Source organism: Saccharothrix variisporea, from assembly GCF_003634995.1.
Classification (GTDB): Bacteria; Actinomycetota; Actinomycetes; order Mycobacteriales; family Pseudonocardiaceae; genus Actinosynnema; species Actinosynnema variisporeum.
Genome location: NZ_RBXR01000001.1, coordinates 5,415,262 through 5,430,991, shown reverse-complemented (window position 1 = coordinate 5,430,991; position 15,730 = coordinate 5,415,262). Strand labels below are relative to the sequence as shown.

Annotated in this window: 10 protein-coding genes; 4 read left to right on the top strand and 6 right to left on the bottom strand. The window is 70.3% G+C overall.

Annotated elements, in window-relative coordinates:
• Positions 1 to 62: 62 nt before the first annotated feature.
• Positions 63 to 2,063 (bottom strand): ATP-binding protein, encoded by a 2,001-nt coding sequence (locus DFJ66_RS24475; protein ID WP_147459350.1) that lies wholly within the window; start codon positions 2,061 to 2,063, stop codon positions 63 to 65.
• 273 nt (positions 2,064 to 2,336) lie between these two features.
• Positions 2,337 to 3,239 carry a helix-turn-helix domain-containing protein gene (locus DFJ66_RS24470; RefSeq protein WP_121231676.1) on the bottom strand — a complete coding sequence of 301 codons (903 nt, stop codon included), beginning with the start codon at positions 3,237 to 3,239 and terminating at the stop codon, positions 2,337 to 2,339.
• Positions 3,240 to 3,312: 73 nt separating this feature from the next.
• Here DFJ66_RS24470 and DFJ66_RS24465 point away from each other — a divergent pair, with 73 nt between their 5' ends.
• Positions 3,313 to 4,404, top strand: a complete 1,092-nt coding sequence (locus DFJ66_RS24465; protein WP_121224147.1) for a pentapeptide repeat-containing protein — start codon at positions 3,313 to 3,315, stop codon at positions 4,402 to 4,404.
• On the opposite strand, the gene DFJ66_RS24460 is transcribed toward DFJ66_RS24465, so the two are convergent.
• Genes DFJ66_RS24460 through pdhA form a run of 3 tightly spaced genes read right to left on the bottom strand, consistent with a single transcriptional unit; the run spans position 4,405 to position 8,055 of the window.
• Positions 4,405 to 5,826: a dihydrolipoamide acetyltransferase family protein gene (locus DFJ66_RS24460; protein ID WP_121224145.1), complete on the bottom strand. Its 1,422-nt coding sequence runs from the start codon at positions 5,824 to 5,826 to the stop codon at positions 4,405 to 4,407.
• A 13-nt stretch (positions 5,827 to 5,839) separates the two neighbouring features.
• Entirely contained in the window at positions 5,840 to 6,862 is a 1,023-nt protein-coding gene (locus tag DFJ66_RS24455; RefSeq protein WP_121224143.1) for an alpha-ketoacid dehydrogenase subunit beta, read from the bottom strand.
• Complete coding sequence (gene pdhA, locus DFJ66_RS24450; protein WP_121224140.1) at positions 6,862 to 8,055, bottom strand: pyruvate dehydrogenase (acetyl-transferring) E1 component subunit alpha; 1,194 nt, start codon at positions 8,053 to 8,055, stop codon at positions 6,862 to 6,864. Before pdhA ends, DFJ66_RS24455 begins: the two co-directional genes overlap by 1 nt.
• 429 nt (positions 8,056 to 8,484) lie before the next feature.
• Here pdhA and DFJ66_RS24445 point away from each other — a divergent pair, with 429 nt between their 5' ends.
• On the top strand, positions 8,485 to 9,918 hold the full coding sequence (locus DFJ66_RS24445; RefSeq protein ID WP_211351302.1) for a M20/M25/M40 family metallo-hydrolase: 1,434 nt from the start codon (positions 8,485 to 8,487) through the stop codon (positions 9,916 to 9,918).
• On the opposite strand, the gene DFJ66_RS24440 is transcribed toward DFJ66_RS24445, so the two are convergent.
• Entirely contained in the window at positions 9,919 to 11,919 is a 2,001-nt protein-coding gene (locus DFJ66_RS24440) for a P-loop NTPase family protein (RefSeq protein WP_147459349.1), read from the bottom strand. It lies immediately after the preceding gene.
• Between the two features lie 105 nt (positions 11,920 to 12,024).
• Between DFJ66_RS24440 and DFJ66_RS24435 the strand changes: the two genes are divergently transcribed.
• Positions 12,025 to 14,700, top strand: a complete 2,676-nt coding sequence (locus DFJ66_RS24435) for an MGH1-like glycoside hydrolase domain-containing protein (RefSeq protein WP_246029890.1) — start codon at positions 12,025 to 12,027, stop codon at positions 14,698 to 14,700.
• 156 nt (positions 14,701 to 14,856) lie between these two features.
• On the top strand, positions 14,857 to 15,678 hold the full coding sequence (locus tag DFJ66_RS24430) for a basic amino acid ABC transporter substrate-binding protein (protein WP_121224134.1): 822 nt from the start codon (positions 14,857 to 14,859) through the stop codon (positions 15,676 to 15,678).
• Positions 15,679 to 15,730 lie beyond the last annotated feature (52 nt).

Here is a 15,730-nt window from a genome sequence, read left to right as displayed (position 1 = left end):
GGGACGGGGCGGGGTCTTTCCGGGCGCGGACGACCCCGCCCCGCTGTCGTGGTGGTCGACGATCACTCCCGGGCACCCTCGGCGTCCTGCGGTCCGAGCCCCTGTCGGCGGAGATCCCTTCCGCGAAACGCCCCGGTCCCCAGCACCGAGCGGGTACGGGCGACCTCACGGCTCTTGCGGCCGAACGAGTCGTCTTGCACGTTGCCTTCCAGGACCGCGCGGTAGTGCTCGTAGAACGACCGCGTTCGGCGGTAGACCTCACGCCACACCAGCAGTTCGATGCTCTCCCGGGAACGCCATTCTTTCAGCGTCCGTTCGGTGAGCGCGTACTTGTCACCGGTGACGAAAGCGCCTCTCACGTTCGGGTTCGCTTCCTCCAATGCGACGACGTAGCCCTCGATCTGCTGGAGGTCCTTCAGGGTGACCGCGTGGCCGGACCGCTTGATCTCGATGACGACGAGGACACCGTCACCGGCCAGGGCGAGGAAGTCGTACCGCCTGCGGTCGTTCGGGTCGATGTCCCGGTCACCCCACTCACGCAACTGGCTCGTGATCCGCTTCTCCTCGGCCAGGACGTGCCACTCGGGATTGATCAGCCACGGATAGTCCGCCACCAGGTCGTGCATGTTGTCGAGACCGATCGCGTGCGCGGTCTCCGGAGCGTCGTTCACGATCATCGAGTGGAACTTGTCGAGGATGTCGATGCGTCCCTTGACGATCTCGAGGATGGCTCGCCCCTCGACCACCTTCCACCCGCGCATGTAGTCCAGCGTCTGCACGAGCAGTTCCGGGTCTTCCGCGACCTCGTCCAACTGTTCGATGTAGTCGTGGAAGTGGCGGTACTCGTAGATCTGGACCACGGTCTCCGCGAGTGTCCGGATCTTGTCGTTCGGCAGGTTGGCGCCGCCGAGCTTCTCGACGAACCCGAAAACCCTTCCGATGGACGGGGGATCGAGCATCTCGATGCGGTCCACCAGCGACCGGTCTGACCGGACTTCCCGCAGCGCCGCGGCGCCGCGCTGGTTGGCGTGCTCGCGGAGCAGCCGTCGCACCAACTCCTCGCCCCACTTGCGCAGCGGCGTCGTACCGTCGTCGGCCCAGTCGATCTCCTGTCGGTCGGTGGAGATCTTGTCGGAAGTGTCGTCCTCGCCTTCGTCGAGGTAATCGGCCTCGATGACACCGGTCAGGTACTTGGTCCCGTGTTGGCCCGACGCCGTGTGCTCGACGCCGAAGAAGAAGGGGGAAACCTGAGCGGTCTTGCCTCGGACCAGGATGGTGAGCCCTTGGAGTTCCGCGGGCAGCACAGTACGGCTGAAACCAGCCCACCACTTGACTTCGTTGCCGTCGGAGAGGACGACGGTCGTCTCGTCGGTGGCGGGTTCCCGGTGCTCCAAGTCGATGGGTGGCTCCGCGACCGGCACGCCGTTGACCACGACCACCATCCGACCCAGGACGGTACGGCTGAACCGCCGCGCCAGGTTGAGCCGCAACTCCTTCGGATCGAGCGGCGTCTTGTGCTTGAGTGCTCCCAACGTCAGTCGGGTCCCCGATGGAGGGAGAACCGCCGAGTCGGTCGGGCTGATGACCGCCTTGATGGGCACATCGGCCACCCGACCGGCCCCGGTTTTCAGGTTCTCGGCATTCAACTCGAACTCGATGGCCTCGCCGGCTCGCCACGTGGAAACCTGCATGCGCCGGGCAAGACCGAATGCCGCGAGTTTTCCGATGCCCTTGCGACCCATCACACGCCGACCGGGTGGCTCCTCCTGCCCCACCGCACGACGATTTCGGCCGATCACGAGGTAATCGTGCTCGATCCCGTTCTCGTCCATGCCGCCGCCGTCGTCGAAGACCACGATCGAACTGGTCTCGGGGTCGTACGAGCCCGGCTCCGGCAGGGTGATCTCCACCTTGGTCGCTCCGGCGTCCCAGGCGTTGGCGACCAGTTCGGCGAGTGCGGCATCACGCCGCTTGTACATCTGGACGCCCAGGTGCTCCAAGGTCCGCCCCATGACCTTGATCTCGAAGTCGCGCTCGCGCGAGCCCACCTGCACAGCAGTCACGGTTCGACCCTAGCCGGCGACCAGGGCACTACCAACGACTCCAGGAAACAGCTCGAGAATTGCTCCACCCGAGTGCCACGCCTGCGAGCAAGACCCGAAAACGGCGGTGACGGAATCGGAGAATGACCCCCGACGAGCCGATTGACGGCACTTGCGCGACTCGCTATTGATGGCGTTGGTCTTCGAGTCGTGACGGCGGCGAGGACCTCGGCCGTGGCAAGGCCGAGGCCCTCTCGCCCCGCGTGGCACCTCGTCGGAGGGGCCGGCGACGCCTCAGCTGCCTGCTTCGGCGAGCCAGCGGCGTTCGGCCGTCGTGTCCGGGACCGGGGGCCAGCCGTTGATCTTGGCCAGCAGGGACCAGTAGCGTTCCGCCCTCGGGTCGCCGAACTCGTCGAGCCACTGGGACAGTTCCGGGCCGACCGGGACGTCCAGGGTCGCCGACCAGCGGGCGTTGACGTCGGCCAGGATCTGGCGGCCCTCCTCCGACGTCGGGGCTACGCCGGCGGCCAGGGCTTCGCGGGCCCTGGACATGGCGTACTGGAAGGCTTCCATCTGTTCGGCGCTCGGGCCGGACAGGTCGGCGCCCTCCGCGCGCATCTCCTGGTGGCGGACGGACATCCGGCGGATCGAGGACCGGAAGTCCTTGTCGCGCACCAGGTTCGCCAGTTCGATCCACGCCTCCAGCTGTTCGGGCGTCGGGTCGTCGGGCAGGTCCACCCGGACCGAGCGCATCCGCTCGGCGAACGTCGGATCCAGGTCCAGGCCGCCGAAGACCTCGTCGAAGAAGTCGTCCAGGATCGCCTGCCGCTCTTCCTCGGACAAGCGCGCCAATTCGTGCACCATCTCCACCTCCCCGGTTCGGGCCACGACGCGCAGCACGGCTCGGCGCAGCCGGAGCGTGCGCATCTGCGCGTCGATGGCCTCCGCGTGCGTCCGGGCCACCTCGGCCACGGACACCTCGCTCTCCAGCACCCGCTGCGCGGTGGGCAGGTCGACGCCCAGGTCGCGCAGGGTGCGGACGAGCTTGAGACGCGCCAGCCCCTCGACGTCGTAGGTGCGGAAGCCGCCCGTGGTCCGCCCCGCCACCGGGATCAGGCCCGAGTCGGAGTAGAACCGGATCGTGCGGGTGGACAGGCCGGTCAGCCGCGCCAGGTCGCCGATCGAGTAGTGCGTCACGCCGACCACCCTGAACTCTCCAGTCGCTGGAACTTCAACCGATTAACCCGATGATCGGGCACGATCCCGTCCCGTGCCCGCGTACGTCGACACCTACGGCCCCTCACTGGTGACGCTCGCAGCGACGGCGGTCGCCTGGGCGTACATCCGGCGCGCCCGGCGCAAGCACCTGCCCCGGCCCACGAAGGGCCGCGACGCGTCCGGGGCGCGTGGGTCGATGGCCGGCTCGGTGGTGCGGTGGTTGGTGGTGGCCGTGCTGCTCGCCGCGGCGACCGGGGCCGGGCTGTACTGGTTGCTGGGGCGGCCGAAGTTGCCGTCGACGGCCAGTTTCACCACCGCCGAGCTGCTGGACCTGCTGAAGATCGGGCTCGCCGTCGTGGGTGGGCTGGGCGCGGTGGTGGCGTTGGCCGTCTCCTACCGGCGGCAGCAGGTGTCCGAGGCCGCGCACCTCATCGCCACCTGGCAGGAGGACCGCGACGACACCAAGTTCCTCAACGAGCGGTACGGGAAGGCGGCCGAGCAGCTCGGGCACGACAGCTTCGCGGTGCGGCTGGCCGGCGTGTACGCGATGGGCGCGCTGGCCGACGACTGGGTGGCGCAGCGGCAGACGTGCGTGGACGTCCTGTGCGGCTACCTGCGCACGCCCTACCCGGAGGGCGACTCGACCGAGCGCGAGGTCCGCCAGGCGATCCTGACCACCCTGCTCGACCGCAGCGCCGACCAGGAGTGGCGCGGTGTGACGATGGACTGCCGGGGCGCGGTGCTGGAGGACCTCGACCTGTCGAACCGCACCTTCTACGGGGACTTCTCGTTCGACTTCGCCCGGTTCGGCGGGCGGCTGACCGACTTCGGCGAGGTCCGGTTCCGGGGTGTGACGACGTTCCGCGGCGCGACGTTCGAGGCGGTGCACACGTCGTTCTGGGGTGCGTCGGCGACCCTGTCCAGGCTGGACTTCTCGGCCGCGGTGTTCACCGGCGAGCTGGTCGACTTCTCGCGGTCCCGGCTCGCGCGGAAGTCCGCGGTGTGGCTGGACGGCGCGGTGTCGGAGGGCTGCGTGTTCCGCTACCAGGGCGTCGACCACCCGACCGTCGAGGAGTTCGCGGAGGCGTTGCGGCGGGAGGACGGTGCCGGGAGCCCGGAGGTTCCCGGCACCGTCTCCGACTAGCTAGTACGTCAGCGCCACGCCCGGGTCGGACAGCAGCCGGCCGACGTCGGCCAGGAACTGCGAGCCCTGTTGGCCGTCGACCACGCGGTGGTCGAAGCTCAGGGCCAGCTGGCACACCTTGCGCGGGACGACCTGGCCGTCCACCACCCACGGCATGTCGCGGATCGCGCCGAACGCGAGGATCGCGGACTCGCCCGGGTTGATGATGGGCGTGCCGGTGTCGACGCCGAAGACGCCGACGTTGGTGATGGTGATCGTGCCGCCGAGCATGTCGGCGGGCGCGGTCTTGCCGTCGCGGGCCGTGGTGGCCAGTTCGTCGAGCGCGACGGCCAGTTCGCGCAGCGACATGCGGTCCGCGTCGCGGACCTTCGGCACCACCAGGCCGCGCGGGGTGGCGGCGGCGATGCCCAGGTGGACGTAGTCCTTGTAGACGATCTCGTTCGCCGCCGCGTCCCACGTCGCGTTCACGTCGGGGGTGCGGCGGGTCGCCAGGACCACGGCCTTCGCGCAGAACGCGAGCGGGGTGAGCTTCACGCCGCGGAACTCCGGCGTGTCCTTCAGCCGCGCGCGCAGCTCCATCATCGGCGTGACGTCGACGGTCAGGAACTCCGTGACGTGCGGCGCGGTGAACGCGCTGTCCACCATCGCCTGCGCGGTGGCCTTGCGGACGCCCTTGATGGGGACGCGCCGCTCCCGCGAACCGGTGTCGACCGGGGTGGCACTGGTCGGTGCCGGGGCGGCGATGGCCTGTTCGACGTCCTCGCGGGTGATGACCCCGCCCGGACCGCTGCCGGTCAGCGCGTACAGGTCCACGCCCAGGTCCTTGGCCAGCTTGCGGACCGGGGGCTTGGCGAGGGGGACGTACCCGCCGGGCGAGCGGGTGCCGCCGGCGAGCGCCACCGGAGCCTGGGCGGCGGGAGCGGTCGCCGCGGCCGGGGCGGCGGGCGGAACCGGCCGGGCCGGAGCCGGCGCGGCGGCCGGAGCAGCCGGGGCCTGGGCGGCCGGAGCGGCGGCCGGCGTGGGTGCGGTCGGCGGGGTGCCGGTGCGGGCTCGGCGCTTGGCCGGGCCGGACTTCGGGCCGTAGCCGACCAGGTTGGCCACCCGGCCCTCGGTCGCGTCCGGTGCCGTGCCGTTGGTGGCCGGAGCCGGAGCGGGGGCGGGGGCCGCCGTGCCGGACGGGTCGACGTCGATGGTGATGATCGGCACGCCGACCTCCACCGTCTGCCCCACCTCGGCGAGCAGCTCGGTCACCACGCCGTCCCACGGGCACGGCAGCTCGACCGCCGCCTTGGCGGTCTCGATCTCCACGATGATGTCGTTGACCTTGACCGTGTCGCCCGGCCGGACGTGCCAGGTCAGGATCTCGGCCTCGGTCAGCCCCTCCGCCGTGTCCGGCAGGGGGAATTGCTTGAACTGCGGCATCCCAAGTGTCCCCTTACCAGGCCAGTGAGCGGTCGACGGCGTGCAGCACCCGGTCGAGGTCGGGGAGGAACTCCTCCTCGAGCTTCGACGGCGGGTACGGCGTGTCGAACCCGGTCACCCGCAGCACCGGCGCCTGCAGGGAGTAGAAGCACTCCTGCTGCACCTTGGCCGCGATCTCGCTGGTGATGGACGACTCGCTGGGCGCCTCGGACACCACGACCAGCCGGCCGGTGCGCCGCACCGACTCGTAGACCGGGGCCAGGTCCAGCGGGGACAGCGTGCGCAGGTCGATGACCTCCAGCGACCGCCCCTCCTCCTCGGCCGCCGAGGCGGCGTCGAGGGCGGTGCGGACCATCGGGCCGTAGGCGACGAGCGTCGCGTCGGTGCCGGTGCGCAGGACGCGCGAGGCGAACAGCGGACCGGGGGCGGCGGTCGTGTCGACCTCGCCCTTCTCGTAGTACCGGCGCTTGGGCTCGAAGAACAGGATCGGGTCGTCGGACGCGATGGCCTGCTGGATCATCCAGTAGGCGTCGGCCGGGTTGGAGCACGACACGACCTTGAGGCCCGCGGTGTGCGCGAAATACGACTCGGGGGACTCCGAGTGGTGCTCGACCGCGCCGATGCCGCCACCGAAGGGCACCCGGATCACCATGGGCAGCTTGAGCCGGCCCTGGGTGCGGAAGTGCAGCTTGGCGACCTGCGACACGATCTGGTCGAAGCCGGGGAAGATGAAGCCCTCGAACTGGATCTCGCACACCGGGCGGTAGCCGCGGATCGCGAGGCCGACGGCGGTGCCGATGATGCCGGACTCCGCGAGCGGGGTGTCCAGCACGCGCTGCTCGCCGAAGTCCTTCTGGAGGCCATCGGTGATGCGGAAGACGCCGCCGAGCTTGCCGACGTCCTCACCCATGATGATGACCTTGGGGTCGGCTTCCATCGCCGCGCGCAGGCCGTTGTTGATGCCCTTGGCGATCGTCATGGTCTGCACAGCGGCGGGAGCCGCCGAAGTGGGTCGGTCCATCGTCGGAGCAGCCATCAGTGCTCACCTCCCGCGAAACCGGCGTGGTAGGCCAGGAACTCGTCGCGCTGCGCCTCCAGGACGGGGTTGCCCTCGGCGTAGACCTCGCTGAAGATCCGCTCGGCGGGCGGGTCGGGCAGGTTGACGCAGTAGTCGCGCAGCTCGACCGCGATCTGCTCGGCCTCGGCCTCGACGGAGTCGAAGAACTCCTGGTCGGCCCACTGCTGCTTGACCAGGTGGACCTTGACCCGCTCGATCGGGTCCTTGAGCTTCCACAGCTCCAGCTCGTCGGAGAGCCGGTAGCGGGACGGGTCGTCGGACGTGGTGTGCGCGTCCATGCGGTAGGTGAAGGCCTCGATCAGGATCGGGCCGTTGCCGTGGCGGCACTCGTCCAGCGCCCACTTGGTCACCGCGAGGGTGGCCAGGACGTCGTTGCCGTCCACGCGGATGCCGGGGAAGCCGTAGCCGCGCGCCCGCTGGTACAGCGGCAGGCGGGACTGGCGCTCGGTGGGCTCGGAGATGGCCCACTGGTTGTTCTGGCAGAAGAACACCAGCGGCGCGTCGTACACCGCGGCCCAGACGAAGCCCTCGTGGACGTCACCCTGGCTGGTCGCGCCGTCGCCGAAGAAGACCATGGTGGCTTCGCCGTCGTCGTCGCCGACCTTGCCGTCGAACTTCTGGCCCATCGCGTACCCGGCGGCGTTGAGCACCTGGTTGCCGATGACGATCGTGTACGGGTGGAACCGGTGCTTGACCGGGTCCCACGTGCCGTTGTCGGTGCCGCGGAAGATGCCCAGCAGGTCGGTCGGCTTGATGCCCCGGCACCACGCGATGCCGTGCTCGCGGTAGCTGGGGAACGCCATGTCGTCGGGCCGCATGGCCCGGCCCGCGCCGATCTGCGCGGCCTCCTGGCCCAGCAGCGGCACCCAGATGCCGAGCTGGCCCTTGCGCTGCAGCGCGTTCGCCTCGCGGTCGACCCGGCGCACCAGGACCATGTCGCGGTACAGCCCGCGCAGCTCCTCGGCCGTGATGTCGATGTCGAAGTCCGGGTGCTGCACGCGCTCGCCCTCGGGGGTGAGCAGCTGCACCAGGTCGGCGCCGCCCTCGTCTGTCGCTCGCAAGCCTGCGATCACCTGTTCCGCGGTCGGTTTGGCGGCGGTCGCCGGTGGGCTGTCCGGCCCGGGGTGCGTCCATTTCTCAGGGGACGACATTGCGCCTTACTCCTCGTCTACGAGGCCGCCAAGTCGCTCGTGACGACCATGCGCGGCGGCACCGCCAGTCGCCGCCGCCCCGGGTGGGGGTGGTCGGACAACCGTCGGCGCTGACGGTGTTCTCTTCCACATCCTGACATGCGCTCACTCGACTTGGTGAGCCCCGTCCCACTTTGTAACAGTCGACGCACCCTCCTGAACAGGGAGAACGGTAGGAAGGCCAATCTTCGGCAGTCCGAGCGAGACGTTCGGTGAACGAACACCCGTGTCCCGGTTACCGATCGTTAACCACCGTCCGTGCGCCGCCGGACACGGCCGGTCGGCGTCTCATCAGGGTTCATCGGTCCGGATTCGAGTGGACTTCCGAACGTCGGGTCTTCACGGGTTGCCCGACTGGTGAACGCATCAACCCGTGATTGGATCGGTCCCGTGGACCGTTCTGTGCTGACCCGTACCGTCCGAGGGCTGTGGGACGACGACATCCTCCCCAGCCTGTCCGAACTCGTCGCCGTGCCCGCGATCTCGCCGGCCTTCGACCCCGCGTGGGAGGAGCACGGCCACCTGGCCGCCGCCATCGAGCACGTGCGCGGGTGGCTGGCCTCCCGTGACCTGGGGGCGACCGTCGAGGTGGTGGAACTGCCCGGTCGGACGCCGTTGTTGCTGGTGGACGTGCCGGCGACCGCCGACACCGAGGACACCGTGCTGATGTACGGCCACCTCGACAAGCAACCGCCGGTGGCGAACTGGTCCGAGGGCCTGGGCCCCTGGACGCCGGTCGTGCGCGACGGTCGCCTGTACGGGCGCGGCGCGGCCGACGACGGCTACTCCGGCTACGCGGCCGTGGCGGCGATCGAGGCCGTGCGGGCGGCGGGTGGCAGGCACGCCCGGTGCGTCGTGCTGCTGGAGACCGGTGAGGAGTCCGGCAGCCCCGACCTGCCCGCCTACCTGGAGCACCTCAAGCCCCGGCTGGGCGAGGTGTCGCTGGTGGTGTGCCTGGACTCGGGCGGCAACGACTACGACCGGATGTGGCTGACCACGTCCCTGCGCGGCCTGACCCAGGTCACGCTCACCGTGCGGGTGCTGGAGAGCGGCCTGCACTCGGGCATGGCCAGCGGGATCGTGCCCAGCTCGTTCCGGGTCGCCCGGCAGCTCCTGGACCGGCTGGAGGACTCCGCGACCGGTGAGGTGCTGGTCCGCGAGATGCACGTGGACGTGCCGGAGAACCGGGTCGCCGAGGTCCGCGACGCCGTCGCCGCCGCGCCGGGTGTGCTGGCCGGGTCGGTGCCGTGGGCGGGGTCCACCCGGCCGATGGCCGACGACGAGGTGGAACTGGCCCTCAACGCCGGCTGGCGGCCCACCCTGTCGGTGACCGGCGCGGACGGCCTGCCCGCCCCCGACGACGCGGGCAACGTGCTGCGGCCGTTCACCACGCTGGTGCTGAGCTTCCGGCTGCCCCCGACCGCCGACTCGAAGGCGGCGCTGGACGCGGTGGTGGAGAAGCTGACCACGGACGTGCCGTACGGGGCGACGGTGGAGCTGTCCCGGGTCGAGCACGCCGACGGCTGGAACGCGCCGGAGCTGGCCCCGTGGCTGCGCGACACGCTCGACGTGGTCGGCAAGGAGGTCTTCGGCGCGCCGTGGCGGACGGTGGCGCTGGGCGGCTCGATCCCGTTCATGGGGTTGCTGCACGAGGCGTACCCGCAGGCGCAGTTCCTGGTCACGGGCGCGGTCGGGCCGGACAGCAACTGCCACGTGCCCGACGAGTGGCTGAACCTGGGGCACGCGGCCCGGATCACCGAGGGCGTTGCGCACGTCCTCGACGCCCACGCTGTGTCCAACGGCGCGACTCCGTCGCGCGGCTAGTCACAGGGCCCACGTGCGGCGCAGGTCCTCCAGGAGGCCCAGCGCCGCGCGTGGGTTGCTGCCGACGTACCGGCGGGCGCGGGCGAGGTGGTCGAAGTCGATGTCGGCCATGCGGTCGGCGTCCAAGGCGTCGGTGAACACCGCGACGACCGTCTCGAGGAACCGGATGCGCGCGCCGAGGGCGTCGCGGAGCTGCCCGACGGGACCGGACTCGCCGTCGTAGGCGTCCAGGACGCGGTCGCCGTAGCCGACGGTGAACGCCGCCGGCCGCTCGTCCAGCAGCCGCAGCAGCCTGCTGACGCCGTCGCGGTCGTCCACGGCGGCCAGGGCGTCGGCGGTGGCCTGGCAGGCGCGGACCAGTTCGGCGTGGGCCAGCGCGTGCGCCACGTCGGACAGGGACCGGCCCGCGCCGAGGTCGGCGATCGCGCGGGCGACGCGGACGAGCTGCCGCGCCAAGCCGCCCGAGAACGCGTACGCCAGGGCGTGGAACTGCTCGGACAGGCCCAGGACGTACCGGCGCAGCAACCGGCGCGCGTACTCGTGGTCCAGGAAGTCCACGCGCACGACCTCGTCGAAGGAACTGTCGAAGACGCTGCGCAGCCCCAGCCCGGACAGCTCGAAGTCGTGCTGGGCCTCGGTCGACACGGACACCAGGTAGTGGCAGCCGGGGACGTCGAACACGGCCTTGATCTCGTTGAGGAACCGCCGCGCGGGCTCGCCCTCGCCGATGCGGTCCAGCTCGTCGATGCCGATCACGACCCGGCCCGGAGCGACCTCCTTGACCACCACCGCGAGGAACTGCCGGAACTGCTTCACGACCTCGGGGTACGTCCACGCCCGCCCGGCCAGGGTCACCGCCCGCTTGCCCGCCAGCTCGAACCCGCGGAACCCGCCCTTGCCGCTGACCTCGTTGTTCACCGAACGCACGTAGTCCAGCCGCTGGAGGGCGAGGCGCGCGGTCACCACCACCGGGCTCGGCCCGTCACGCGCCTCGTCCTTCGTGAACCGGGCGATGACGGCTTCACACACCTCGGCGAACAGGTGCACGACGAACTCGTGCGGCTTGTACTCGACGGGCGCGGCGACCAGCACGGCCAGGTCCTGCGCCTCCCCGTCGACGCGGTACCGGCCGCCGCAGAACGCCCGCAGCAGGTTCGTCTTGCCCGCGCCGCGCGGCCCGGCCACCGCGAAGCTGCCGCCGCCCGAGGCCGCGACCAGCGCCTTCAGCCGGGCGCTGGCGGGGGTGGGCACGTGCTTGGCCAGGTGGTCGCCCGTGCCGAGGGCCGACGAGTCCCGGACGGTCAGGGTGGTCGAGAAGAACCCGGCCTTCGCCTCGTTGATGCGCAGGTAGAGCGCGGGCAGCACGCCCTCGTCCAGCAGCGCCCGCCGCCAGTCCACGAACGCGGCGAAGGCCTGCACGCGGTTGGCGACCGCAGTGCCTCCCGGCTCGGTCAGGGCGATGAACACCAGCCACGCCACGACCAGCAGCCCCGCGCCGATCAGGGCCGCCACGAGCGACCAGGACCAGCCGGCGAGCCGGATCCCGCCGAACACCGCGGCCACCAGCAACGCGAACCCACCGAGTATCGCGAACCCGTCGCCCTTGACGCCCCCGTCCTGCTCGATCCGGTAGCGGCGCCAGCTCACGGCTCCGAGCAGCGCCGACACGACGGCGACGGCCACGCCCGCGGTCCGCCCGAACGCCAGCCAGCCGATCAGCCCGAACGACGCCGTCGGCACCACGAGCAGCAGGACGGCCTTCGCCACGGCGAGGTGGCGCTCCGGCCAGGAGGGCGACCGGACCGTCGCCCGGAGGCTCCGGTAGCGCGTCTCGTGACCCTCCGCGACGACGAACACGTCGTCACCCTGCTGGGCCACCGCGTCCTCCAGGTCGCGACGGCTGACGTCTTCACTGGTCAGCGCCTCGGCCACCTCGGGCCGGGCCAGCGCCTCCTCCAGCACGGCCTTCAGGACCCGCTCCCGGGTGTCCGCTCCGTGCACCCACAGTGACGCTGCGTCGTCCACAAACCCCTGATCATAAGCGGAAGGGTGTGACCCTAACCCACCGGTAACCGCTTTACTGGATCGATGCCGCACACTGGCCCGGTGAACGAGCAACGGCAGCAGGCCGAACGGGTGCGCTTGAGCGAGTCGGACTCGCCGACCGCGCCCTGGCGGCTCTGGGGTCCCTACCTCGCCGGACGCCAGTGGGGCACGGTGCGGGAGGACTACTCCGCCGGCGGTGACGCCTGGACCTCCTTCCCGTTCGAGCACGCCCGCTCGCGCGCCTACCGGTGGGGCGAGGACGGCATTGCGGGCATCTGCGACGTGCACGGCTTCCTCAACCTCGGCATCGCCCTGTGGAACGGCCGCGACCCGATCCTCAAGGAGCGGTACTTCGGCCTGACCAACAACGAGGGCAACCACGGCGAGGACGTCAAAGAGCACTGGTGGGTCACCGACGGCACGCCCACGCACTCGTGGATGCAGGTCGTCTACCGGTACCCGCAGGCCGAGTTCCCCTACGCCGAGCTGCGCGAGATGGCCCGCAACGCCGGCCGCAACGAGCGCGAGCCCGAGCTGTCCGACACCGGGGCGCTGGACGAGAACCGGTTCTTCGACGTCCAGGTGACCTACGCGAAGGCCTCGCCGACCGACGTGTGCGTCGAGATCACCGCCACCAACCACGGCCCCGACCCGGCCCCGCTGCACCTGCTCCCCCAGTTCTGGTTCCGCAACACGTGGGCGTGGGGCCGGGACGACCGGCGGCCGGTGCTGCGCGCGTCGACCCGGGACGGCTGGCGGCGCATCACCGCCGAGCACGCCGCCCTGGGCCGGTACACGTTGCACGTCGAGGGCACGCCGACGCTGCTGGTCACCGACAACGAGACCAACGAGGTCGAGCTGTTCGGGGCCGACCGCAACCCGACTCCGTACACGAAGGACGGCATCGACCGGTACGTCGTGCGCGGCGAGAGCCGGGCGTGCCGGGTGGTCGGCCCGCAGGACACCAGCGACCCCGGCACCAAGGCCGCCGCCTGGTACTCGTTCGACCCGGTCGAGCCGGGCGAGTCGGTGTCCATCCGGTTGCGGCTGGTCGAGGGCGACGGTCACCTGGACGCCTTCGGCCCGTCGTTCCAGTCCACCGTCGACGACCGGCGGCAGGAGGCGGACGCGTTCCACGAGACGGACCTGGACCCGCTGCGCGCCAAGGTCGTGCGCCGCGCCCTCGCCGGCCTGATGTGGACCAAGCAGCACTACCGGTTCCGCACCCGGGAGTGGCTGGACGGCGACCCCGCGCAGCCCGCCGCGCCGAAGTCCCGGCAGTCGCCGCACGCCCGCAACGCGCACTGGCGGCACCTGGACGTGGCGGACGTGATCTCCATGCCCGACGAGTGGGAGTACCCGTGGTTCGCGGCGTGGGACCTGGCGTTCCACACCGTGCCGTTCGCGAAGGTGGACCCGGCGTTCGCCAAGGAGCAGCTGCTCCTGCTGTGCCGGGAGTGGCTGATGCACCCCAACGGCCAGCTGCCCGCCTACGAGTGGGAGTTCGGCGACGTGAACCCGCCCGTGCACGCATGGGCGGCGTTGCAGGTCTACCAGGTCGACCACGACCGGAAGTTCCTCGCGAAGGTCTTCCACAAGCTGCTGCTGAACTTCTCGTGGTGGGTCAACCGCAAGGACGCCGACGGCAGCTACCTGTTCGAGGGCGGCTTCCTCGGCATGGACAACATCGGCCCGGTCAACCGGTCGGAGCCGATGCTGGGCCAGTGGCGGCTGGAGCAGTCCGACGCGACCTCGTGGATGGCGGCGTACTCGCTGCACCTGATGCGGATGGCGCTGGAGCTGGCCCGGCACGACGAGTCGTACGAAGACGTGGCCACGAAGTTCGTGGAGCACTTCCTGAGCATCGCGGAGGCGTCCACCCGGTTCGGTTCCGGCAAGAGCGGGATCTGGGACGACGCCGACGGGTTCTGCTACGACGTGGTGACCCGGCGGCTGCCGGACGGCTCGGTGGAGTCGCAGCCGGTGCGGGTGCGGTCGATGGTGGGCCTGATCCCGGTGCTGGCGTGCGCGGTGCTGGAGCCGTGGGTGTTCGAGGAGCTGCCCGGGTTCACCCGCCGCCTGGAGTACCTGCTGGCCCGCCGCCCGGAGCTCAAGCAGTTCCTGACCAGGCACGACAACCGGGCGCTGCTGTCGCTGCTGGACGAGCGCAAGCTGCGCCGGGTGCTGGGCCGGATGCTGGACGAGGGCGAGTTCCTGTCCCCGCACGGCATCCGCAGCCTGTCGGCGGCGCACCGGGAGGGCCTGGAGGTCCAGGTGGCCGACCAGGAGCACCGGATGGGCTACGAGCCGGGCGAGTCCCGAACCCCGATGTTCGGCGGCAACTCGAACTGGCGCGGCCCGGTGTGGTTCCCGACCAACGCCCTGCTCGTGGAGGCGCTGCGGACGGTCGAGTCGTTCCACGAGGGTCGGTTCCACGTGGAACTTCCCACCCGCTCCCAGCGGCACGTGACGGCCGGCCAGGCGGCCGACGAGCTGGTCAGGCGGCTGGTGTCGCTGTTCCTGCCCGACCACGACGGTCGGCGCCCGGCGGACGGCAAGCGGGTGGAGGCGACCGACTCGCCGCTGTGGCGCGCCCACGTCACCTTCAGCGAGTACTTCGACGGCGACACCGGCGAGGGGCTGGGCGCGACGCACCAGACGGGCTGGACGGCGCTGGTCGCGTCGCTGTTGACAGATCGTCGTCAAACCGGCGCTGTGAGTGTATCTATTGTGTGATTTAGCCCAAACGCCTGAACATCTTGTGCCCAAAACGCCCGTGTGACGCAAGATTCATGCGTCACTTCGGGCTGTAACACGCGCGTGCTGTGCACCAAGTCACCCAAGTGGCAGTATGCCGAACACTCGACCGACACAGTTACGAGGAGTGACGCCGTGGCCCGTCGTACCAGGAACGTGCTCGCCCTAGTCCCCGCGATCGCCCTCGCGGTCGTGGCGGCGGGCTGCGCAGAGAAGGTCAACACCGGCTCGTCCGGGGACACCGGGTCGACCAACGTCTCCCTGGTGAAGAGCGGCAAGCTGGTCACCTGCACGCACCTGTCCTACAAGCCCTTCCAGTACTCCGAGGGCGACAAGACGGTCGGCTTCGACGTCGACCTGGTGGACCTGGTGGCCAAGGAGCTGGGCGTCACCCAGGAGATCTTCGACACCCCGTTCGAGAACATCACCTCCGGCACGGTCTTCGCCACCAACGAGTGCGACCTGGCCGCCGCCGGCATGACGATCACCGAAGAGCGCAAGCAGGCGATCGACTTCTCCGAGCCGTACTTCGACGCCTCGCAGGCGCTGCTGGTGAAGAAGGACTCGCCGATCAAGGACCTGCCCGACCTCAAGGGCAAGCGCCTGGGCGTCCAGCAGGACACCACCGGCGAGGAGTACGCCAACAAGAACGCCGCGGCCAACGGCTACACCGTCGTGGAGTTCGAGGACCTGCCGCTGATGGAGACCGCCGTCCGCACCGGCGCCGTCGACGCCGCCATCAACGACAACGGCGTGCTCTACGACTACATCAAGGAGTTCCCGGACACCGCCGTGACGAAGGAGTTCGACACCGGCGAGAAGTACGGCATCGGCATGAAGAAGGGCAACTCGGCCCTGCTCGCCAAGGTCAACGAGGTCCTGAAGAAGGCCAAGGAGAACGGCGAGTACGACCGGATCTACGAGAAGTGGTTCGGCAAGAAGCCGGAGAAGAAGTGACCGGCTGGGTGGAATCGCCGCTCCTCCGTCGCGGCGGCTAGGCCGACGCGGC

Coding starts and splice junctions, on each gene's coding strand:
- pdhA (WP_121224140.1), bottom strand. CDS start 8,055: ATGTCGTCCCCTGAGAAATGGACGCACCCCGGGCCGGACAGCCCACCG.
- DFJ66_RS24460 (WP_121224145.1), bottom strand. CDS start 5,826: ATGCCGCAGTTCAAGCAATTCCCCCTGCCGGACACGGCGGAGGGGCTG.
- DFJ66_RS24455 (WP_121224143.1), bottom strand. CDS start 6,862: ATGGCTGCTCCGACGATGGACCGACCCACTTCGGCGGCTCCCGCCGCT.